General features: G+C 48.0%; 21 protein-coding genes. 11 read left to right on the top strand and 10 right to left on the bottom strand.

Annotated features, from left to right (window positions below):
- The first annotated feature begins 20 nt into the window (after positions 1–20).
- The gene (gene ftsZ / locus ACMUEV_RS18820; RefSeq protein ID WP_017287543.1) at positions 21–1,298 is read left to right on the top strand and encodes a cell division protein FtsZ; all 1,278 of its coding nucleotides are present in this window, start codon (positions 21–23) and stop codon (positions 1,296–1,298) included.
- 79 nt (positions 1,299–1,377) lie between these two features.
- On the opposite strand, the gene glp is transcribed toward ftsZ, so the two are convergent.
- On the bottom strand, positions 1,378–2,607 hold the full coding sequence (gene glp, locus ACMUEV_RS18815) for a gephyrin-like molybdotransferase Glp (RefSeq protein ID WP_190648269.1): 1,230 nt from the start codon (positions 2,605–2,607) through the stop codon (positions 1,378–1,380).
- Positions 2,608–2,663: 56 nt separating this feature from the next.
- On the opposite strand from glp, the gene mtnA reads away from it, so the two are divergent.
- A complete protein-coding gene (mtnA, locus tag ACMUEV_RS18810) occupies positions 2,664–3,710 on the top strand; it encodes an S-methyl-5-thioribose-1-phosphate isomerase (protein WP_017287545.1) in 1,047 nt (348 codons plus the stop codon).
- Here mtnA and ACMUEV_RS18805 read toward each other — a convergent pair.
- Positions 3,693–4,559 carry a hypothetical protein gene (locus ACMUEV_RS18805; RefSeq protein ID WP_190648267.1) on the bottom strand — a complete coding sequence of 289 codons (867 nt, stop codon included), beginning with the start codon at positions 4,557–4,559 and terminating at the stop codon, positions 3,693–3,695. The two genes, mtnA and ACMUEV_RS18805, sit on opposite strands and share 18 nt — an antisense overlap.
- Positions 4,560–4,688: 129 nt before the next feature.
- A complete protein-coding gene (locus ACMUEV_RS18800) occupies positions 4,689–5,369 on the bottom strand; it encodes an exonuclease (RefSeq protein ID WP_026148547.1) in 681 nt (226 codons plus the stop codon).
- 300 nt (positions 5,370–5,669) lie between these two features.
- Between ACMUEV_RS18800 and ACMUEV_RS18795 the strand changes: the two genes are divergently transcribed.
- Positions 5,670–6,911, top strand: a complete 1,242-nt coding sequence (locus ACMUEV_RS18795) for an S-layer homology domain-containing protein (protein WP_017287548.1) — start codon at positions 5,670–5,672, stop codon at positions 6,909–6,911.
- A 169-nt stretch (positions 6,912–7,080) separates the two neighbouring features.
- On the opposite strand, the gene ACMUEV_RS18790 is transcribed toward ACMUEV_RS18795, so the two are convergent.
- Complete coding sequence (locus ACMUEV_RS18790; RefSeq protein ID WP_026148548.1) at positions 7,081–8,316, bottom strand: GAF domain-containing sensor histidine kinase; 1,236 nt, start codon at positions 8,314–8,316, stop codon at positions 7,081–7,083.
- Positions 8,317–8,633: 317 nt separating this feature from the next.
- Between ACMUEV_RS18790 and ACMUEV_RS18785 the strand changes: the two genes are divergently transcribed.
- Positions 8,634–8,951: a DUF3155 domain-containing protein gene (locus ACMUEV_RS18785; RefSeq protein ID WP_036044536.1), complete on the top strand. Its 318-nt coding sequence runs from the start codon at positions 8,634–8,636 to the stop codon at positions 8,949–8,951.
- Positions 8,952–9,146: 195 nt separating this feature from the next.
- On the opposite strand, the gene ACMUEV_RS18780 is transcribed toward ACMUEV_RS18785, so the two are convergent.
- On the bottom strand, positions 9,147–9,665 hold the full coding sequence (locus ACMUEV_RS18780; RefSeq protein ID WP_190648264.1) for a cofactor assembly of complex C subunit B: 519 nt from the start codon (positions 9,663–9,665) through the stop codon (positions 9,147–9,149).
- A 73-nt stretch (positions 9,666–9,738) separates the two neighbouring features.
- A complete protein-coding gene (locus ACMUEV_RS18775; RefSeq protein WP_036045667.1) occupies positions 9,739–10,131 on the bottom strand; it encodes a PadR family transcriptional regulator in 393 nt (130 codons plus the stop codon).
- 598 nt (positions 10,132–10,729) lie between these two features.
- On the opposite strand from ACMUEV_RS18775, the gene ACMUEV_RS18770 reads away from it, so the two are divergent.
- Complete coding sequence (locus tag ACMUEV_RS18770; protein WP_154660826.1) at positions 10,730–10,879, top strand: hypothetical protein; 150 nt, start codon at positions 10,730–10,732, stop codon at positions 10,877–10,879.
- An 88-nt stretch (positions 10,880–10,967) separates the two neighbouring features.
- On the opposite strand, the gene ACMUEV_RS18765 is transcribed toward ACMUEV_RS18770, so the two are convergent.
- Positions 10,968–11,618 (bottom strand): response regulator, encoded by a 651-nt coding sequence (locus tag ACMUEV_RS18765; protein WP_017287554.1) that lies wholly within the window; start codon positions 11,616–11,618, stop codon positions 10,968–10,970.
- Positions 11,619–11,672: 54 nt separating this feature from the next.
- Positions 11,673–12,398, bottom strand: a complete 726-nt coding sequence (locus tag ACMUEV_RS18760) for a hypothetical protein (protein ID WP_017287555.1) — start codon at positions 12,396–12,398, stop codon at positions 11,673–11,675.
- A 186-nt stretch (positions 12,399–12,584) separates the two neighbouring features.
- On the opposite strand from ACMUEV_RS18760, the gene ACMUEV_RS18755 reads away from it, so the two are divergent.
- On the top strand, positions 12,585–13,115 hold the full coding sequence (locus tag ACMUEV_RS18755) for a GNAT family N-acetyltransferase (protein ID WP_017287556.1): 531 nt from the start codon (positions 12,585–12,587) through the stop codon (positions 13,113–13,115).
- 44 nt (positions 13,116–13,159) lie between these two features.
- On the opposite strand, the gene ACMUEV_RS18750 is transcribed toward ACMUEV_RS18755, so the two are convergent.
- Positions 13,160–13,615 carry a DUF4332 domain-containing protein gene (locus ACMUEV_RS18750; RefSeq protein ID WP_017287557.1) on the bottom strand — a complete coding sequence of 152 codons (456 nt, stop codon included), beginning with the start codon at positions 13,613–13,615 and terminating at the stop codon, positions 13,160–13,162.
- A 238-nt stretch (positions 13,616–13,853) separates the two neighbouring features.
- On the opposite strand from ACMUEV_RS18750, the gene ACMUEV_RS18745 reads away from it, so the two are divergent.
- The 4 genes from ACMUEV_RS18745 to ACMUEV_RS18730 all read left to right on the top strand — a co-directional run bounded on the left by ACMUEV_RS18745 (position 13,854) and on the right by ACMUEV_RS18730 (position 19,524).
- Complete coding sequence (locus ACMUEV_RS18745) at positions 13,854–14,294, top strand: Fur family transcriptional regulator (protein ID WP_017287558.1); 441 nt, start codon at positions 13,854–13,856, stop codon at positions 14,292–14,294.
- Positions 14,295–14,585: 291 nt separating this feature from the next.
- Positions 14,586–16,643, top strand: coding sequence for a hypothetical protein (locus ACMUEV_RS18740; RefSeq protein WP_190648261.1), 2,058 nt, complete (start codon positions 14,586–14,588; stop codon positions 16,641–16,643).
- A gap of 279 nt (positions 16,644–16,922) precedes the next feature.
- Positions 16,923–18,551, top strand: coding sequence for a DUF3685 domain-containing protein (locus ACMUEV_RS18735; protein ID WP_199329276.1), 1,629 nt, complete (start codon positions 16,923–16,925; stop codon positions 18,549–18,551).
- A gap of 163 nt (positions 18,552–18,714) precedes the next feature.
- Positions 18,715–19,524, top strand: a complete 810-nt coding sequence (locus ACMUEV_RS18730; RefSeq protein ID WP_190648257.1) for an SPFH domain-containing protein — start codon at positions 18,715–18,717, stop codon at positions 19,522–19,524.
- A 62-nt stretch (positions 19,525–19,586) separates the two neighbouring features.
- Here the strand turns inward: ACMUEV_RS18730 and folP are convergent, their stop codons facing one another.
- Positions 19,587–20,417, bottom strand: coding sequence for a dihydropteroate synthase (folP, locus tag ACMUEV_RS18725; RefSeq protein ID WP_190648255.1), 831 nt, complete (start codon positions 20,415–20,417; stop codon positions 19,587–19,589).
- A gap of 130 nt (positions 20,418–20,547) precedes the next feature.
- On the opposite strand from folP, the gene ACMUEV_RS18720 reads away from it, so the two are divergent.
- Positions 20,548–20,802 (top strand): hypothetical protein, encoded by a 255-nt coding sequence (locus ACMUEV_RS18720; protein ID WP_017287563.1) that lies wholly within the window; start codon positions 20,548–20,550, stop codon positions 20,800–20,802.
- The last annotated feature ends 1 nt before the right edge of the window (position 20,803 follow it).

Here is a 20,803-nt window from a genome sequence, read left to right as displayed (position 1 = left end):
ATGAGTCGAATTCCAACCCAATGACGCTGAATCACCCGCAAGAGCAAGGCTACGTAAGCTCGAATGTGGAAGGTCAGCCGAATAATTTTTCGAGTCCAGATAGCTCGAATCCTTTTAATTCGGGTCTGTACCATGCCCAAAATAATGCCGGTTTAAAGGCGGTTCCTGAAGATGGAAGGAGTGGGGATATCGTGCCAGGAAGTGTTGCAAAGATTAAGGTAATTGGCGTTGGTGGCGGTGGCAGTAACGCGGTCAATCGAATGATTGCCAGCAATGTCTCGGGCGTTGAATTCTGGTCAATTAATACCGATGCTCAAGCTCTTGCTCAATCAACCGCCTTGAAACGGTTGCAAGTGGGTCAAAAGTTGACCCGTGGCTTAGGTGCAGGGGGTAATCCTGCGATCGGTCAAAAAGCAGCCGAAGAATCCCGTGATGAGATTGCAGCAGCACTAGAAAATGCGGATCTCGTCTTTATCACTGCAGGCATGGGCGGCGGTACAGGCACAGGGGCAGCGCCGATCGTGGCTGAAGTTGCAAAAGAATTAGGAGCTTTGACCGTTGGAGTCGTGACTCGTCCGTTTACGTTTGAAGGTCGTCGCCGAACCGGGCAAGCAGAAGACGGGGTTTCAGCGCTTGCAAGCCGAGTCGATACGCTGATTATCATTCCAAACGACAAGCTATTGACAGTAATTTCCGAGCAAACGCCTGTACAAGAAGCATTCCGAACTGCGGATGATATTTTGCGGCAAGGGGTTCAAGGCATTTCCGACATCATTACGATCCCTGGCTTGGTCAACGTTGACTTTGCAGATGTGCGCGCCGTGATGGCAGATGCAGGATCAGCTTTGATGGGCATCGGGATCGGATCTGGCAAATCGAGAGCGAGAGAAGCAGCAGTGGCGGCGATTTCTTCACCGCTGTTAGAAGCGTCGATCGATGGTGCAAGAGGAGTCGTCTTCAACATTACAGGCGGTTCTGACTTGACCTTGCATGAAGTGAGTGCCGCAGCCGACATTATTTATGAGGCAGTTGATCCGAATGCGAACATTATTTTTGGAGCGGTGATCGACGATCGCTTACAAGGCGAAGTGAGAATTACCGTGATTGCCACCGGATTTACGCAAGAAGCACAGCCTCAAGCTGTGGGTAAAGGGGCAGCAGCTCCCGCAAAACCGCGATCGATTAGTGCGCCTGCGGTCAGCCCGAATCCTGTACAGCCTGCGGCTGAACCCCAAAAGCCTGGAAGTGGTGGTTTAGATATTCCTGAGTTTCTACGTTCTAGAAGAAAACCGCAATAATTCCATATTTTGCAGAGTCAGAAGTCGGGGTTTTAGTAAAACTCCGGCTTCTTTGCTGTTTGGTAATCAAATCAGATGTTCAAATCAAAAGAAATTTGACCGCTTCGCCAGCATTGATCGCAGTTTCCCCAATTGCCATCACACCTAGCGCATTCGTTCCTGCTAAATGAATCAGATTCCCGGATAATCGGCTGCCTCCAGCAGGTGTGAATTGAAATCCACCTTGTTCGATCGATACAGATCCCCACAAATACAGTTCTCGCTTACCATCGGATTTCAAATCATGAGTTGTCGTTGCCGTGAGAAATTTCGGCTCCCATCCCTGCGCCAATCCTGATAATTTTTGAATTGCAGGTTTTGCAAATCGCCAAAACGTGACGAATGCGGAAGCCGGATTACCCGGAAGTCCAAAGTAGAGAGCCGCATTCGGAAATGTTGCAAAAGTCAGCGGTTTACCCGGCTTGATTGCGATCGCTCTGACCTGAATTGTTGCACCCAATTTTTCTAAAATGCGATCGACATAATCGTAATCTCCAACGGAAACCCCGCCTGAAGAGATCACGACATCAGCTGACTCGACTGCCTGTGCGATCGCATCTTCTAAGACTTTGGGATCGTCTTGAACAATCCCAAGCGAAATCACTTGCGCGCCCAGTTCAGCCACCAGCGCTTCTAATCCGTATTGATTCGAGTCAACAATTTGCCCAGGTTGCAGCGGTTGATTCGGCAAAACTAATTCGCTCCCCGTCGAAAGAATTGCCACGCGGGGACGGCGAAATACCGGAACCTCAAGACATTGAGCCGCAGCAAGAATCGCGATTTCAGGTGCTTTGAGAACCAGTCCAGGCGACAGTAATGGATCTCCCGCTTTGCAATATGTTCCTTGATAGCGAACGAAAGCCCCGCGATCGCGGGGTGGCGTCAAAATCGAAACTCGATCGCCTTGTCGAGTTGTATTTTCTTGCATAACGATCGTATCTGCGCCTTGAGGAAGCATCGATCCAGTGAGAATTCTTGCAGCTTGTCCCGATTGAATCGTTTTTTGAGGGGGAGAGCCTGCCGGAATTTCTTCAATGATGTCGAGCGTTACAGGCGTTTTCACATCCTCGAATCGCACAGCATAGCCATCCATTGCGGAGTTGTCCCAGTGGGGAAAGTCGAGCTGACTGCTGATCGACGCTGCCAGAATGCGATCGCGTATCCGTACAGCAAAGCTATCGCCACCGTCCTCTAATTTCACGACCTCCACATCCTGAATCACTTGAACCGCATCAAAAATAAGCTTTTCTGCTTCCTGAACTGATAGCATCAGCATCAACCCCAAATCGCCGTAAGATAATCAATACTTCAGAGTAAAGCGAATCTATGCTGCCGAATCAGGTTTATCCCGTTGTTTGGAATCACGATCGCGTGTTGCTGATCGACCAGAATCGTTTGCCGAGCGAGTACACCTTGGTTGAAATTAGCCGCTGCGATGACATGGCACATGCGATTAAAACGATGATTGTTCGGGGTGCACCCGCGATCGGCGTTGCTGCCGCTTATGGTATGTATCTGGGTGCAAGAGAAATTGAAGCGACAAATCGAGACCAATTTTTAGCAAAATTAGAGCGAGTTGCAGAACAATTGCGATCGACTCGTCCAACAGCAGTAAATCTATTTTGGGCGATCGAGCAAATGCTGAAAACAGCACGGCACACGATCGGATCGCTCGATCATCTGAAGCAAGCTTTACTCGATGCAGCACAACGAATTCAACAGGCGGATTTAGAAACTTGTCGATCGATTGGCGATCACGGACTCGCAGCATTGCCCCCCGGAAAGTTGAGACTTCTAACCCATTGCAATGCGGGTGCTCTGGCAACGGCGGGATATGGAACAGCATTGGGCGTTGTGCGATCGACTTGGAACGCAGGTCGTTTGGAACGACTTTATGCCGATGAAACTCGCCCCCGCTTGCAAGGTGCAAGACTCACAGCTTGGGAGTGTGCTCAAGAAGGAATTCCAGTCACAGTGATTACCGATAGCATGGCGGCTCACTGTATGCAGCGAGGCATGATTGATGCAGTAGTTGTGGGAGCCGATCGCATTGCCGCAAATGGAGATGCAGCGAACAAAATCGGAACTTACAGCGTCGCACTGATTGCGAAAGCACACAATATTCCGTTCTTTGTAGCGGCTCCCGTTTCAACGATCGATTTCAATATTGCCAGCGGAAAAGACATTCCGATCGAGGAACGCGATGCGTCTGAGGTGTATCAAGTCGGCGAAACAATGCTCTGTCCCCCTGGAGTCGAGTATTACAATCCAGCGTTTGATGTGACTCCAGCCGAATTAATTACGGCGATCGTGACCGAATTCGGAGCCTTTCCACCGGAGCGAATTCAGGCAGAATTAAGTCCGATCAGTTGACACGTCGCGCACTGGAATCACGGGTTCGACGGGTTCGATCGGATCTAAAGTTTCGAGCGGGGGTTCGGGTTCGATTTCGACTTGAGGAGCAGGCTGAACTGGAGGAACTTCTGGCTCGATTGGAGATGCAGGTTGAGTCTCTTCATTTCCAGAGTGGCGAACGATGGGCGCATCCTCTTTCGGTGTCCAGATTGGACGTTGCGATCGCGCAATCTTCGGCAATTCTGGCAAATTCTGCTCTATTTCTTTGAGGGGCTTCTTAGGTTCAACTGGATTTTTAAATGTTTCATCGCGCAGTTCGCGATCGCGCTGAATCTGCTGGCTCAGCGAATCGTACTGCTGGTTCGCCCAATACTCATTGTCTAATTGCCGTAATTGCCTTGCAGTTTGAAAAGCCTGTTGCCATTCGCGTTTTTCAACCTGAGATTGGGCAGTTCTCATCAGAGATTCGCCCTTTTCCCAAACAGATTTCCAAGCTTTGATTTTTGGATCTTGCGGCAGCACTCTCAGCATTGAAATTGCTTTATCCAAGTTTCCGGCTTGAAATTCAGATTCTGCCTGAGTGATCAATTCCAGTGACCAGCGTTCGATCAAGCGTTGACTTTGCTCGTAATACGGATCGTCAGTTGCAACATTGTCTAAAAGCTCGATCGCGGCAGCTAGACTTTCGGGAGTTTGGCGCTGAGCGCGTTGTTGAGCACAATGCAGCCGAGTCGAAATCTCTGTGTTTTCAGAGAGAGAATCACATGAGATGGAAACCGGAGTATTAAGAAATCCGAATGCGATCGTACCAATGCCCAATGGCAAACTCACCAACCCAGTCAGACAGGCTTTTTCCAACCGATTCATCGGCTCTGCTCCTGAAACGCTTGCTCTCAGAGTTGGCAATTTCAGAAACGAATTCTCTATACAATCGTTAAAATTCATCTTGACTTTAACTGATCGCCCTTCAGTAGTTCGCTGCGATCGAGGATCTTTTCAACGAAAATAGCCCTGTCGTCTCCAATACTGATGAACCCGCGCTTCCCACTGCTGCCAATACTCTTCGATCGCACTTGGCTCGAACCAAAACACCTCCGCAGGCATCTCTGGAATCGCAACGACGAGCAAAGCATGGCGAATATTCAGGTCATAGTCGCGGTAAAGCTGGTTCACTGCGCCACAATACGCCACAATCTGCAGCGGGTAGTCAAACAAGCGATCGACTGTTTTTTTGGGTCGATCGCTGGTCTTCCATTCACAAATACAAGGCACACCCTCATAGCTGGCAACGCAATCGACGACACCTGCGTAACCCAGTTGATCATGAATCACGACACCTTCGACCAGCCGCACTGCTTCTACCGCTTGGACAATCGGCTCCACACTTTCCCAATACGGGCGAATCGACTCAGGACACTCCACCTCCTGACCTTGCAGAAATTTTTGAATATAGCGATGCGTTCCCGTACCGCGCCGACTCGCTGATTTGGTAATTTCTGCCGCCTGTTCTACTCCAATCCGTTGCTGCCAACTGAATAATCGATCGCGATCCTCACGGGACTTCGTTGCATTCAAAATCGTCGTCACACTGGGAATCCGCAAGCCTTGAGAATTCACATAAAACTGCTTCCCCGCTTCCCGGACAGATTTCGACTCATAGCGAGGCAATTCAGACACCGATTTCTCCTTTTGAAAACATGCTCGATCGTATCGGAAAATGAAACGAAGAAACTGCAAAACATCGAGTTTCTTCAACCACTTTGGAAAGTGTCCTAAGTTTAGAAACTTCTTAAGGAATCGAGCGGTCATAGGTGAATATAAAGAGTAGATAACTGAGCGAAGAAACCGCATCTCCTACTAAAGAAATAGAGATCAAATTGATTATTTCTACCGCAAGATGCAGGAACTTTTCAACTCAATCAAACATCTACTTAGTTAACAAGAAAAAACACTCTCTCGCTTGGGGAACCGCTACCTATGTATAGCTCTGTAAAATCTGGTTTGGCTCTAACTTTAGCACTCGGCACAATCGCAGGCGCAGCGGCTCCAATGGTAATGACCGCACCTGCTTCAGCACAAGCTGCCTTCTCTGATGTCGCGTCTGATAACTGGGCTTCTCCTTTCATTCAAGAACTCGCTTCTCGTAACATTATTGCTGGATTTCCTGATGGCACTTTCCGACCGAATGATCCGGTCACTCGCGCTCAATTTGCAGCCTTGCTTCTCAAAGCATTTCCCAATGCTCAGCGAGTGAATACTCCGATCAATTTCGCAGATGTTCCTAGCAATTATTGGGGTCTTCAAGCCATTCAAACTGCGTATGCAACTGGCTTCTTAGCAGGCTTCCCCGGTGGCACTTTCCGACCCAATGACAACATTCCTCGCGCTCAAGTCCTAGTATCCCTCGCGAACGGTTTGCGATATGCCAGCACTCAACCGGCTGACAGCTTGCTTGACCAAGCTTATTCTGATGCTTCCAGCATTCCTGGTTTTGCGCGCAACAGTATCGCGGCTGCAACTGAACGCCGCATCGTCGTTAACTACCCGGATGTTCGTTTCCTCAACCCGAACCAAACTGCAACGCGTGCAGATGTTGCTGCGTTTATCTACCAAGCCCTTGTTAGTACTGGACAATTAGCTGCGATTCAATCTCCTTACATCGTTGGTCAAGTTGCACCTCAACCGCAAGCGATCAACATTCCTGCCGGAACTGCCATTCCTCTGCGCTATGCAAATGCTGAACGGATCTTGCTGGCACAAAATGAACCGCAACCCACTCCGATCACGCTTACAGTTGCTCAAAACATTGTCACTGCTGATGGTACGGTCTTGATCCCATCAGGTAGCCAAGTCTCTGGTCAATTAACCGTGTCTCAAGGTGCAGCACAGTTTACTGCGTCTGAACTGACGTTGACCAATGGTCAGAAGGTTGCGATCGCAGCGACTTCTGATCCGATCACCACAACTGAATCGATCCGCCGTGGCGCAAACACAGGCACAATCCTCAAAGATGCTGCATTAGGTAGCGCTGCTGCTGCGGGTATCGCAGCTGTTACAGGCGATCGCAACGTCAGAGCAGGTGAAGTTCTTATCGGCACAGGAGTCGGTGCATTAGCTGGCCTGATCTTTGGCGGCGATCGCATTGACCTGATTTCAATTCGCCCCAACGCAGATCTCAATCTCCGTCTCACCAGCGAATTGATCTTGCCTCGCTCATAATTGCGTAGCGACTCTGCTGACCAAGATCTAGGGCGATCTTGAGCTGTGAATACTCAAAAAGATCGGGAGTGGGGAGCCACTCAAAGAACGATTCCTCCTCCCCACTTCACAGCTCAGGACTGCCATCGGTCTCAATCTTCTGAGTTTCAGAAGACCCAAAACTTAGATCTCAAGACTCACGCTCGCGATGAGTCTGAAGTATCACTAAAAAACTTGTCCCCTGTTTAGGGGGCTGGATGCCTTGAGGAATCCAGCCCTCTTTTTTCAATGGGCTGAACCCCTGAATCGAGCCATTCATCTGTTCCACCAATCGACGCGCGATCGCTAACCCCAACCCCGTGCCTGGAATATCTCCCTTTGCCTGCACTCCCCGATAATGCCGCTCAAACAAGTGCTCTAAATCTTCCGGTGGAATTCCCAATCCGGTATCACTGACCCAAATACAGATGCGATCGTAATGAGAATATGCCCTAATATGCACTTCTCCGCCGCTAGGCGTATATTTCAATGCATTATCGATAAGATTACTCAATACCTCTCTTAAAGCCCCAGAATTGGCGGAAACAAGGGGCAGAAATTGTGGTATTTCTGTTCGCAGGAGAAGATTGCGATCTTGCGCGATCGCACGAGCCGTTTCCACTAAGGGCAGCAAAATCTCGTGAATCGAACAAGGCGCTAATTCTAAACTTGATGCCGTCAGCACTCCAGCCGGAAGCAAGGGGATCGGGCGGATTGGATTTTCTGATAAAGCATCCACGGGATTTAAATCGATCGCTTGGTCAAATTGCTGTAAGAGTTCCTGCACGCGATCGCTCTCCCGCAAGATACTGCCTGCAATATTGCGATTCGGATCTTCCGGCTGTAACCGCTTCACTAACAATTTGCCAAACGTTCGCAATGCTGTGACGGGACTTTTCAACTGATGTAGCAAATTATCTAAAACGTCATGCTGCTGCGTTTGCATCGAGCGATGTTGTCGCTGAGCCTGATCCAACCACTGCGCCCGTTGATCCATCACACAAGCGAGGGCTAACGTACTCGCAACTCGTTCAACTTGCGATCGCTCCCAAGTTGTCCAAGGTCGATCTTCGCGCTCTGTCACTAACAACCCAAAGACTAATTCTTCATGAATCAACGGCAAGACGAGTTGCCGGGGTTGAACCAGTCCTGTTGTCACTAGATCCAGTTCTGGAATGTCCGAGGAAGGAAGAGCCAAACGGTTCGATCGCTCCAATGCCACAGAATTATCCGGATACGCTGCAACTGGGATCAAACGGGCTTGAGAACTTTCAACTAATTCTTCCGTTAGATAGATTACGCTTAGTGAAGCGCCTAACGCCTGAGTCAGCAATGCAATTTGTGATCGACACAACTCAATGAATTCGGAACTTGTAGGCATTAGCATCGACTTTTCTGCCGGATGAATCTAAGAAATAGGATTGACGTTGAGTAATTTTTCTTATTAATTTAATAGATAGTCCTGATCCCCAACTCTTTCGCACCAGTTTTTCTTAACTTTTGCCCGACTTTCCGCAACTTTTGCTGACGTAAGCGCTCATTTTAGTCGTTACATAGCAAAAGAACTCGGAAAACAACCTTAAGAAATTATGTAGATGCGTTAAGAGAAGTTGAAATCCAGGGCTGAAGCTGATATATTTTCGACGGATTTTGTAACGATCATTACAACTTTTAGGCAGTTTGGAACTTAAGGAGGTACGGGGTTTGGCAAGGAGACGTAAGCGGAAAAGTCGTCGTCGGCAGGAAGGAAGACGGATCTTAGAAAGCGTTCCTCAGTTTAGCATTGAGTGTGGCGAAGATAAGCCCGTTACCGCTGCCCGCAAGTTTATCCACGCTGAAGGCATTCTGCCGCCTGCGCTGTTACTGGTTAAGAGAAACGAGCATACTACAGATCGCTATTTTTGGGCAGAGAAAGGTTTGTTTGGCGCACAATACGTCGAAGAAAATCACTTCTTATTCCCAAGTCTGAGAACATCTGAGGATGAAATCGATGCGGTTGCTGTTCCTTCACGGAGCCGCTAAGCGTTCAGATCTCGATCCGGATCAAGTTCGAGTTTTCCAAATTTTGCTTGCCCTGAATGCAGATTTGGTGGTAGTGCCAGTCGCTACTGACCTAGTTGGGCAAGCTAAACTCAGTTACCCAGCATTCACTTCATCAAAGCTCTCCTCAACGCAACGAGGAGAGCTTTTGTCTAGAAATTCCCGTCTAAAAATTTTCTATTCCGCTTGCAGTTCCAACGATCGCTGCAATTCTGCCAATTCATCACGATGTGCTCTGACAGTAATCACACTGCGCGCATCTGTGCCCCCTTCCAATTTCAGCGAAACCTGCTCCACTCGCTCTGCCCCTTTCCAATAAAAAACACCAGCTAGAGGCGACACGAGCAACAAGCCCCACCAGAAATTCGACCCATCGGGTAGCACCATCGTCAGGACTAACGCAAAACACAGCGCTCCCACCGAAGCAAGCAGCGACAAAAATACCGCCAGGAAAACGCTTGGACGGACAACTCCTTCAAACGTCACCTGATTTAAATCGGCATCGATCGCAGCTACTCGGTAAGAGCGCTGTCCAAAATATTGGCGCAGTTGCGCCATCAGAGAATCTTCAGGCTGCTCAGAGAGCAATCGCACCTCCTGGGTTCTATCTTTGACTGAGGCGCGAATGAAGAAAAACAGCCCAATCATTAATAGAACCGTGAGGAGAAACGTCGAGGCAATTATAGGCTGATTCATGGCGCAAGAAGACAAAATCCCAGTTACACCACAAGTTTAGACAACAATGGGGATCATTCTCAGATCTCCACTGTTATTTCTCAGCCCCACTGACTGCGGGCACGCCCGAATTTTCTCGTGCATTTTCGCGTTTAACGGCATACTCTCGCCAAAGCCGAGCCAGATCTTGCGCCTGCTGCATTGCCTCAGACTTAATCTGATACATGCGGCGAGGACGACCCCGACCTTCGACTTTTTTCCAGTAGCCGGTGACCATTTCTTCGTCTTCAAGAAACTTTAGGGCACTATAGAGAACCGTATCCGATAAGCGGTACAGCGGATATTCGGTTTCGAGCAATTGGATTAGCTCGGTTCCGTAGGAGTCTCCGCGTAAGAGAACCGCTAACACATAACAGACCGCCAGTTCTTTATTGAGATAGAAAGGGGGCGGATCTTTGAAAAATTGATAGATATCCTCAAATTTCATCTGTCTGATTCCAGGCATGTGAGAAACGACTTGTTTGAGAAAGCGATCGACTAAATCAATTCAATCAATCGAAATCACAATGAGTAGGGTCATAACCCTACATTAACAATCACGCGATAGGGTTTGCCGTCCTCCCAAAGGATTAATCCTCCTGCGTGAAATATTAAATTAACGCGAATTGCCGAGATATGTAGGCGAGTTTGGGAAACTCTACAATTCGCGGAGTACCCACATCGCAGGATCAAGTTAATGATTCGCGAAGTTGGGGGTTATCATCGCAGCACCGTTGCTTTGAACGAGCCAAAATGAGAAATCAGTGGTTAAGAAGCAGGAAAGCAATGTGCCTTTCTGAACTTGTCTATCCGTAGATCAAGCTGCGCATCTCAAATCGTCTTCTTAAGCAGTAATTTCTTTAACTGGCTTAACTGACTACAAATTGTACATCTTGATTCTAAACTTGGATCGTTAATTTGTGGGTCTTGAAGTAAATTAGTTTGTACTGTAATCGATGTTGGGTTAGGGATTTGATGCTATTTGAAGAATTATTGCAATTCTGGTGAATCTTTTTCATGATCCTTACGGTCGATTCAGGATGTTTATGGTCGAGCTAAGCTTATCTTCTGCCGTTTTGGGACTTCGGATCGACATTTCAGAAATTCCAGAATCGCGCCTGCTCATCAGCGGTCTTTCTACCGAGAAAAATGATGAATTTTTGGCAAATGCGCCACAGATCGGGAACAAACTTTAAAGAATAGCTTCAACAATTTGCGCAATTCGGTTTAAGCTTCATACCCGAAACAATCGAAGAAATTTTATTTTCTCTAAAGCTAAAATTTTCAGACTAATCCTGTTCTCAAAGCAACAACCGCAGCTTGAACTCGATCGTCTACTGCGAGTTTATTCATGATGCCTCGTACATGAGTCTTCACGGTGTTGGGACTGAGATAAAGCTTTGCGGCAATTTCTGGATTGCTCAAGCCATCAACCATTAATTTGAGGACTTGATGTTCACGTTGGGATAATTGCCCGATCGTATTGTCCGCTGCGGGGGGTTTGAGATGTTCGATCACGCGACGGGCAATTTGGGGATCAAGATAAGTCGCGCCCTCACAAGCTGCTGCGATCGCAGCAATTAAACGCGTCACATCTGCGCCCTTAATACAGTAAGCATCCGCTCCACTTGATAGCGCTGCAATAATTTCGTTCTCAGACGTATGCGAAGTCAGCATGACGATCCGAACATTCGGGAGTGCAGCTTTGATCTGCTGTGTTGCAGCAATGCCATCCAATCGAGGCAAGCCAATGTCCATAACAACCAGATCGGGGCGATGTTTGAGCGCCGCTTCAACTCCCAAATAGCCATCATTGGCTTGATCGACGATTGTTAATTCTGGATAGTCCTCTAAGGACTGCTCCAACCCCAATTGCATCATAGGGTCATCTTCTACAATCAAAACCCGTAAAGCTGGAAGGGTGATTGATGACATAGAGCACGCTAAAAAATGGCTATCATCCATGATAGCGGGGCGGATTCCCAGAAATTAAAAGCGTCGCCCTAAAAGTCGCTGCTTCACGCCTTCGGCAATCTTCTGACCCAGATATTCTGGAATCAAGCTTTCGTTTGGTCCTAACAGATATAAAATCAGCCGCGTTCGTCCCCGCCAGACTAGCAAATTGGCATTGACAACCAGCAAATCTTCTTGCCAAATCGCATACATCACCTTGTAGAAGAGTCCCGGCTGGTTGTCGGCTTCGATCAGCAAAGCAGGCAAATGGAAAACTGGATCGACATAGAACTCTGTCTCTACCTGTTCTAGACCTGCATCTAGATTGAACTCAACCGCCAGCATTTCTTCGACTTCAAACCGCCCCGCGAGCGCTTCTCGAATTGCCCGACAGACGTTTTCAGAGGTTTTGTCGGTGAGAGCTTTTCCACTGCGAGACACGATCAGTTTGATAAACACCAGCATCGGGGGATAAATCTGCCCGTACAGGCTGAGGCTGTGAATCGTCAATCCATATGCTGCTAAAACCCCAAAAATATCGCTGAGCAAGAACGACTGATTTCGGTAGGCAAAATGGAGCGCGCTTTTTGTGCCCTCAGATTTCAGTTCAATCACCGCCTGCTTCGACTTATAAAGTTGATAAGCCAGTCGTAGATTTTGCAGTTGGATTTCGCTGCTGACAAATTGCTCATAAAACTGCGGAAACGCTCGGTTGAAACGCTTTAACAGTTCTAGTGTGGACGATTTTAGACCCAGAGCCATAGTGGTGGAGACTGACCTTAGACGACACGCGGATAGAAATTTGGGGTGGAATTTAGAATGGAGACGATATTGGAAAGCGCAACCCCAAGATACGAATTGCCAATATTTCCATAAAATCGGCAGAATGCAACCTAAATCCGAGAGATATACTAACTATTACTGCTTCACTGTTATCACCACGCTTGCATGGGTTTTTGGAAAAGCTTATTTAGTAGTACGGATGCTTCGATCGAGAAACCGACTTCGACGGAGAGCTATGTTGTCCCCGGCTCCGGTGAGGGAGCGAGCGATCGCGCCACTCCTCGGATTTTCTTCTCAACAGAGCGAGAGATCGATTTGTATGAGCTTGAGGAATTGTGCGATGCAGTCGGCTGGTCGCGCCGTCCGCTGAGGAAAGTAAAAAAGGCAATTCAGCATAGTTTTTTGGTGGCTTCGATGTGGGAGCAGCGAGGAGTCCAACGACGGTTGGTCGGATTTGCGCGCGCCACTTCTGACCATGCGTTTAACGCGACGATTTGGGATGTGGTCGTGCATCCGGACTTCCAGGGCAAGGGGCTGGGTAAGGCTCTGATGAAGTTCATGATTAAGAAGCTTCGCAGTGAGGATATCAGTAATATCACTTTGTTCGCTGATCCCCATGTTGTCAATTTCTACCGAAATTTGGGCTTCATGCAAGATCCAGAAGGAATCAAAGGGATGTTTTGGTATCCGGATTAAGGTTATATCCGCGATTCCACTTCAATAAGAGTGCCCACTTCCTGCTAAGTCTCTCGATTTGCACAAAGGTGTTTGGCTTGATGAATCCATAGTCCAATGGAGTCGGCGCTGGGGCAGAGATCACGGCGCTGCATCGTAGAAACATGGAGACGGAGTAGTTGGCGGTGTAGCGCTGCGATCGAGGTTTGAGCCAATTGAGCGGGAGAGGCGATCCCGGCATGCAGCAGTAAGCCTGAATATTCGCATCCTACACTGGGAATTCGAGCCAGATCAGCCAGCGCAACCCACTTATTTAATTGACGAATTGGCACTTGAAGATGGGTTGCCAGCAGATTTCTTTTGTCTTGAGTTTGACCGAGCTTGAGTAACTCTAGCGTCGTCCGAATTTCATGATCCATTAATCGAGTTGCATCGTCAGCAGCAAGTCCCGGTAGTTGCACGATCGCCCAGCTAGCAGAGACGAGTCTCGCTCGTTTTGGAGGATTAGAAGAGTAAGCCACAAAAAATCCGCAAGAATTGAGATATTTCAGTGTAACGAACTCTCTTCATGAAAGGAATCATAAAAAGCAAAGTTGTAGCGATTTCGCTTTAGCATGTGATAGAAATAGGACAGATAATTGATCATCACGCAATTGGTAGACTCTTACTTTAAGAGTTACAAAATAATTTGACTCTACACTGTTTCAAAATTTTCAATCGATCGATAAACAACCCACTTCAAATCCGTATTGCTCACCGATGAACACTGAAACCTCGTCAGACCTCAAACCGATTCGTTGCCTAGATGACGCGATCGAACGCTGTCAAGTCTTGGGAATGCGTCTGAGCCGCCAGCGCCGCTTCATTCTGGAATTGCTGTGGCACGACCAAGAACATTTGTCAGCACGCGAGATTTACGATCGTTTAAATCGGCAAGGCAAAGACATTGGGCATACCTCGGTGTATCAGAACCTAGAAGCTCTCTCTGAGCAAGGCATCATCGAATGTATTGAGCGCTCTGATGGCAGACTCTACGGAAATATTAGCGATGCTCACAGTCATGTGAACTGTATTGACACTCAGCAAATTCTCGACGTTCACATCCAGCTTCCAGAAGAAATTATTCAACAAGTCGAAGCGCAGACGGGTGTGAGAATCACGGAATATCACATCGATTTCTATGGTTATCGAGCGAATTAAGCTGTATCGCAATAGAGCGATCTTTTATACGTAACCTGTTGCGTCTTTCGGAGTGCAGATCGAGAGATTCGTGTTTCAATGAAGCAAAACTCGGCTTTCTCAAAGTATCCGCATCAATGCTTACAAAACTTGATGTTTTGTGAGTACTGTTTTGCGAGATTATTCCCGGAAACCGTGATCCCCCTGCGGATCACGTAAAAGCATTTAATGTCGAGGGTTCCATCGGCAAAATCGCTTGTAAAATAGCCGAGACTCTGAACTTCCGCTTGATATACGGTTTCGCAGCGATAAATGGCTAGAAAACTCCCAACCCAATGGCTTCGGGCATTCCAGAAGCCGAAAGCTGACATTGAGCATCCACCTGCCCCGATCGAGAATTACCAGCACCAGCCTTACAGTGACCATTCTCCAGTCTTGCTCGAAGATGATCTTGATGCCGAAGCGTTGCCTGAGCCGGAAACCGAGAAGTCGTCTCGTCCGGTTCAGCATCGGGTTGCCAAGTTAGGACATCGCGCCGCTAGCACTGCGTCCTCCGCAACTCAGGTCACTGCACGTCGCTTGGGCAAGTTTGCGAAAGCTTGGAGATGGCAACTGATCTGGTTAGGGATTTTTGGGGTGTTTGGTGGGACTGGTGCGATCGCGCTTCATTGGCTATCGAGCGCTCCGCCTGCGGTGGACTGTCAGCAAGTCACAGCGCAATCTCTAGAAGCGGAGCAGCTATTTTGCGCTCAGCAAGCCGCTCAGACTGGAAATGCGGATCAGATTCTTGCGTCGATCAATTTGGTCAAGGGTTGGACGACAGAACATCCTTTGTATGGGCAATCTCGACCGCTGCTGCAAGATTGGTCGAATGCGGTGTTGATTTTGGCTCGCGATCGCGTTGCTCAGCGAGACATCAAAGGGGCGGTGAATCTTGCCAGTCAGATTCCTCAAAGCAGTCCTGTTTATAAAGATGCTCAAGCCGCGATCGATCGTTGGCAAGCAGAATATCGTCGCGGCGAAGCCATTTACGCCAAGATCCTGGAAGCCCTGAAGAAACAAGCTTGGGAGAGCGCCTCACAACAAATGGCGCAGTTGGCACTGGTCAATGATCCCGGTTGGCAAGAGCGCTTAGGCGAAGTTCGAGAACGATCGAATCAAGAGAAAAAAGCCTGGAAATTCCTGCAAGATGCGCGGAATTTTGCGAAAGCGAATCCGCCTGCTCAATTAGGACAAGCGATCGCGATGACGGATGGGATCGATCGCAACACTTTTATTTGGACTTTGCAGGCGAATCAGGAAGTTCTGCGCTGGCGGAATACGATCATTGGATTAGCGATCGCGCAGTTTGATCAGCAAAATATTCCCGCTGCTGTCGCGCTGGTCAATTCGATTCCGACTAGCGTTCAGTTGACGACTGCAAACCAGGATTTGATTCGATTAGTCCGCGCCAGAGAAATCGAAACGGTTGATAACTATAGAGCGCCTGGATTAGAGCGAATTGTGCCGCTGATCATGGCAACTCAGATGGTCAAACAGATTGACGCTCAAAGTCCGTTTGCCAATCGCGCTAAAACTTTGATTCCCAGGTTGGAGCAAAAAGTACAAGACCTGACGCAGTTGAATCTGGCGAGTTCGGTTGCAAACTTACAACAGATTCCCATGCTGCATTTTGCGATCGCTCAAGCGAGTACCATTTCGCCGAAACGTCCCGGACGGCTCCATGCTCAAACCCTGGTCGCACAGTGGCAAAAAGAGTTGGAATCCATGCAGGATCGTCCTTTGCTCGACCGCGCAAAACAAGTGGCAAAATCGGGGAATCTTGGCAATTTGAAATCTGCCGTGGCAATGGCAACGTTGGTGAAGCCGAAGCGGAGTTTGCGGATTGAGGCACAAACTGATATCGCCAATTGGAGCAATCAAATTCAAATCATCGAAGATCGTCCGATCTTGAACAATGCAAGAGCGATCGCGAGTGCTGGACAGCTTGGGCGCGCCATCGAGGTTGCAGGTAGTATTCGACCGGGACGGGCACTATACGCGGAAGCACAAGGGTTGATTGGCGAGTGGGTTTATCAGATTCAGATTGCAGAAGATCGATCAATTCTGGCTCAAGCAAGTCGCTTGGCAAGCCAGGGGTATCTGACACGCGCGATCGATGTGGCTTCAGGAATTGGATCGGGTCGCCCCTTATTTGGTGAGGCACGAGGTGCGATCGTGCAATGGGCAGCAGAACGGGCAGCGATTTGGCGACAACGAGAGGAAGAGTCTCAATCTGTTCCCAGTGATGAAGATCCAGAGCAGAGTTCAGGGTTTGAGTCGCCGATACCTGACCCGACCCCACCTGCTTCAGAACCGACTCCGCCCTAAAACTGCGGTAGATTAGAGTTCTCTCTTAAAAAGAGCTTTATATGAAGCGAGCAGTCAGAGTCTTTAAAGAACTTTGACTGCTGGTTAGGCATTCCTGACCTAGGTGTTCTTGCGCTTTGGGAGTGGGAGTTTGTTGGGATGCGAACCTATTCAACATATTTCACCCAACCATTCGCCTAATTCTATATTGCAAATCTTGTATTTGAAGTTTTTAGGATGTTTAATCGATAGAAATGCGCTGGCAAATGGATGAGTAGTTTAAGTGGAATAGCGCGACTAATGCTTGTGGAGCAAGATCCGGTGTTTCGATCGGGGTTGCTCAACTGTTTGAGTCGGTTTGCAGAATTTCGAGTCGTTGCAGAAGCAGAAACCATTCCAACGGCATGGCGCAACCTGACGGAACTGGCACGAGACGAATTAGATGCCGTTTTAATTGGAATTGGGGGCGAATTTGCTCAACAGGTGAAAGCCCAGTATCCGGATTTGCCTGTTTTAGTGATTGAGCCGTTAGCCGAACGGGAGCTACTCGCGGCGTTTCAGGCAGGCATTGAAGGGTATTGTCCCAAGGGAAGCTCAATTTCTGAATTTGTTGCTGCCGTTCGACAGATCACAACGGGGCAAAATTATTGGCGATCGCAGGTCTTAGATCAGATTCGACTTGTCAGTTCACGGTCGCAGTCAGTCAGTATTTTGAAAGTGATTCGGCAAAATTGGCGATTGTCAGGGTTAGGGCAGATTGAAGCTGCCTTGAATGAGATTAACGCTCAGCTCAAATCGACCTCCCTGTCTAACCTCGATCGCGCTTTTTTAGCTGGACGAAGACGAGAGTTAAAAGCGGCACAGTGGTTAATTCAGAAAACACTTCCGGCTGAGGAGATTGCACCGATCCCACGCACGATTGTGCCGGTCGAGTCATCGCTCACCGTGTCTGCACAGGAGATCGAAACTGTTCTAGAAATGCCGCGCCCGAAGGCATGGCAGGGGGAATTGTGCGATCGCATTGCAGCAAAACTTCAATCAAATTTAGAAAATTTAACCGATACACCCCTAGAAATTGACATTCTCAAATTAGAAAAGAAACGGGAATTATTTTTTATCATTCTGCGGCAATTTGAAGATTTGCTGGACGAATTGAGATTTTCGCAACTTTTGCCCGACCAATTTGCGGCAAAGCAATCGCATATTTTGCGCGATTTGTGGCAAGCCGTTGTGATGCAATTCTTCGGGCGTTATTCCACAATTCGAGTGAAGAATCGCGACTTTGAAATTGTTGCGACTTTACTTGAAGAAGGCAATACGGTTCAAACTGAAATTCTGGATAAAATTCCCTTGGTTCAGGAGATTTTTGAGCATTTATTGTTTGAAACGCCGCTGATTGTCGATCAAATGCAACATGAAATCGGCACGATCGAAGCGCGCGATCGCGCCCTTGATCTTCTAGAAAATCTGATCATTCAGCTTGCAAATGCGACGATTCAGCCTTTATTGAATCGGTTTGCTACCTTAGAAGCAATTAAACAAGGCTTCTACGATCGCCGACTTTTATCCACTCGTGAAATCGAGCGATTTAGAAATGATTTATCCTGGCGAGTGCGATCAGAACGATTATTTTCTGAGCCAAAAGCCATTTTTGAAAGTCGATATCGGCTGTTTGTCTTAGAAGAGTATGGAATTAATCGAATCGTGATTTATTCGCCTAGAACTGAAGAATTAGCAGAGCTTTCTGGTCTACAACTTGCAGTCACTCTCGCCCTAGAAACGCGAGATGCGATTTCGCCCCGATTGAGGAGTGTAATTGCATTTTTAGGCAGTGGAATTGTCTATGTTTTAACCGAAGTGATTGGACGTGGGATTGGGCTAATTGGTCGGGGAATCCTCAAAGGGATTGGTAAATCAGTTCGTGGCTAGCAAACGCAACGACCAACAGGCACAATAATATCTGTTAAACCTGCCAAAGGTCTTGAATTTCAGCCCCGAATCTGCAACATTTTCAGGTAGAGAGATTAGACTAAACTTGCAACCTCTATTTTGAAAAAGTCATCGATAATTTGGCTCGGCGGGAGCACAACATATGATTGAGATTACTGGTGCATTGTGTCTTATTGTTTTGGGTTACATCATAGGTTCTATCCGCATCGTTGAACAAGGCGATCAAGCGATCGTGCAACGTCTCGGGCAATATAAGCGCATCCTCAATCCAGGACTCAATTTCGTGATCCCGTTGTTGGATACGGTGTTAGTCGAGACGATTCGGGAGCAGTTGTTAGATATTGAACCGCAACGGGCTTTTACGAAAGATAATGTGCCGATCGAAGTCGATGCGATCGTGTCTTGGCAGATTCTCGATTTGAGAAAGGCTTATTACGCTGTCGAAGATCTCGAAGAGTCGCTGAAACAGATTGTGATTTCGACGTTGAGAAATGAAGTGGGGCAATTGACTTTAGAGGAGTCTTTCTCATCGGCGAGCAAGATTAATCAGGCTTTGTTACGTCAACTCGATAAGTCCACGGCTAACTGGGGCGTAAAGGTGATTCGCGTGGAGGTGCAAGAGTTTATGATTTCTCAGGCGCTGCGAGATTCACTTGAGAAAGAGCGGGCAGCGCGAAGTGAGAAGCAGGCAGAACTGACTCGAACGGAAGGAACGGTGAAGTCGATTCAGCAACTTTCAGCAGCCTTGGAAGGACAGAATGCGGATGTGTTGCGCTACCTAGTTGCGAAGGATTACGTCGATGCAAATCGCGAAATTAGTAAAAGTGAGAATTCCAAGATTGTCTTCCTTGACCCCCGAGCACTCAATGAAGCAGTGACAGATTTAATGGGAAATACTGGCGTAATTGACGCGCGCAATCGCGGGAATATTGATGGGGATATTGATACTTAATGGTGTGAAGACGAGATTTGGAATTTGGAGGGAGGCAATTGCCTCCCTTTTTTAGCGACTCTTTAGCGCCAGATGGCATCTGCAACGCGGCAGGCATCTCTGAGTTCGGCGACATCGTGAATGCGAACCATATCGGCTCCATTGGCGATCGCGCTGACACAAGCGGCGGCAGTTCCCCACACTCGTTTCTGAGGATCAGGTTGGTCAAGAATATGACCAATGAAGCTTTTTCGCGATGCGCCGAAGAGAATCGGGCAATTCAAGGATTGCAACGCTTTGAGATTGCGGATGATGTCTAAGTTTTGATCGAACTGCTTGGCAAATCCAATGCCTGGATCAATGATGATCTGGGTGATGCCATGGGCGATCGCGCTTTCAATTCGCGTGTTCAGGAATTCATAAATCTCTGGCATCAGATCTTGATACTCGGTCAGCGATTGCATGGTTTTGGGAGTTCCTCGCATATGCATCAAAACGATCGGAACGCCTAATTTGCCGACAGTTGAGAGCATTTCTGAATCGAACACGGCTCCAGAAATATCATTGATCAAGTCGGCTCCTGCCGCGATCGCATGTTTCGCGACGACAGCACGAGTCGTATCGACTGAAATCGGGATTTCAAAATTCTGCCGAATTGCCTCGATGATCGGAATGACGCGATCGAGTTCGGCTTGAAGTGAAATTTCTTCGGCATTCGGGCGAGTAGACTGTCCACCGATATCGAGAATATCTGCACCGTTTTGAATCATGTGATCGGCTTGAGCGATCGCGCTTTCCAACGTGTTGAACTGTCCGCCATCACTAAAACTATCGGGCGTGACGTTCAAAATCCCCATGATGTAGGTTTTCTGTCCCCAATTAAAAGTCGATCGCCCTAGATTCCAAGCTTGCATATCGAGTCGATTGAATCATTGCCTTAAAATTATCCGTCTTTGTGCAGAACTCAGACCCCGCATTCAGAAAGAGGTTCGCTTGGGAGAGCGCACTCATCATAGGTGCATCCCATCTATGGAGTTACTGTCTATGTTTGAATTGCCTCCTTCTGGTGAACTGTGGAACTGGCAAGGTACGCCGTTTATTGTCGGTGCTTGTTTGCTCGTTCTATTAATCGGTTCGCGGACTATCAAACACCCTCATACGGGTGCAAAGATGCCGCTGCCATTTTCTAAATCTTTATTCAATAACATTAGTGTTGCTGGTTTTCTCGCTTGTATGAGTTTCGGGCATATTTTGGGCTTTCTCCTAACTCTAGGCTTTGCGAATACCGCATTAAGATAGA

Source organism: Leptolyngbya sp. FACHB-1624 (assembly GCF_047649235.1).
In the GTDB taxonomy this organism is placed as follows: domain Bacteria; phylum Cyanobacteriota; class Cyanobacteriia; order Leptolyngbyales; family Leptolyngbyaceae; genus Leptolyngbya; species Leptolyngbya boryana.
This window is presented reverse-complemented; position numbering and strand designations above follow the sequence as displayed.

Bases quoted from the DNA above. Each gene is read 5' to 3' on its own strand.
- glp (WP_190648269.1), bottom strand. From the start codon at position 2,607: ATGCTATCAGTTCAGGAAGCAGAAAAGCTTATTTTTGATGCGGTTCAA.
- ACMUEV_RS18745 (WP_017287558.1), top strand. From the start codon at position 13,854: ATGAACACTGAAACCTCGTCAGACCTCAAACCGATTCGTTGCCTAGAT.
- ACMUEV_RS18780 (WP_190648264.1), bottom strand. From the start codon at position 9,665: ATGAATCAGCCTATAATTGCCTCGACGTTTCTCCTCACGGTTCTATTA.
- mtnA (WP_017287545.1), top strand. From the start codon at position 2,664: ATGCTGCCGAATCAGGTTTATCCCGTTGTTTGGAATCACGATCGCGTG.
- ACMUEV_RS18730 (WP_190648257.1), top strand. From the start codon at position 18,715: ATGATTGAGATTACTGGTGCATTGTGTCTTATTGTTTTGGGTTACATC.
- ACMUEV_RS18805 (WP_190648267.1), bottom strand. From the start codon at position 4,559: ATGAATCGGTTGGAAAAAGCCTGTCTGACTGGGTTGGTGAGTTTGCCA.
- ACMUEV_RS18760 (WP_017287555.1), bottom strand. From the start codon at position 12,398: ATGGCTCTGGGTCTAAAATCGTCCACACTAGAACTGTTAAAGCGTTTC.
- ACMUEV_RS18775 (WP_036045667.1), bottom strand. From the start codon at position 10,131: ATGAAATTTGAGGATATCTATCAATTTTTCAAAGATCCGCCCCCTTTC.
- ACMUEV_RS18735 (WP_199329276.1), top strand. From the start codon at position 16,923: ATGCTTGTGGAGCAAGATCCGGTGTTTCGATCGGGGTTGCTCAACTGT.
- ACMUEV_RS18770 (WP_154660826.1), top strand. From the start codon at position 10,730: ATGGTCGAGCTAAGCTTATCTTCTGCCGTTTTGGGACTTCGGATCGAC.
- ACMUEV_RS18765 (WP_017287554.1), bottom strand. From the start codon at position 11,618: ATGTCATCAATCACCCTTCCAGCTTTACGGGTTTTGATTGTAGAAGAT.
- folP (WP_190648255.1), bottom strand. From the start codon at position 20,417: ATGCAAGCTTGGAATCTAGGGCGATCGACTTTTAATTGGGGACAGAAA.
- ACMUEV_RS18790 (WP_026148548.1), bottom strand. From the start codon at position 8,316: ATGCTAATGCCTACAAGTTCCGAATTCATTGAGTTGTGTCGATCACAA.
- ftsZ (WP_017287543.1), top strand. From the start codon at position 21: ATGACGCTGAATCACCCGCAAGAGCAAGGCTACGTAAGCTCGAATGTG.
- ACMUEV_RS18740 (WP_190648261.1), top strand. From the start codon at position 14,586: ATGGCTAGAAAACTCCCAACCCAATGGCTTCGGGCATTCCAGAAGCCG.
- ACMUEV_RS18795 (WP_017287548.1), top strand. From the start codon at position 5,670: ATGTATAGCTCTGTAAAATCTGGTTTGGCTCTAACTTTAGCACTCGGC.
- ACMUEV_RS18720 (WP_017287563.1), top strand. From the start codon at position 20,548: ATGTTTGAATTGCCTCCTTCTGGTGAACTGTGGAACTGGCAAGGTACG.
- ACMUEV_RS18755 (WP_017287556.1), top strand. From the start codon at position 12,585: ATGGGTTTTTGGAAAAGCTTATTTAGTAGTACGGATGCTTCGATCGAG.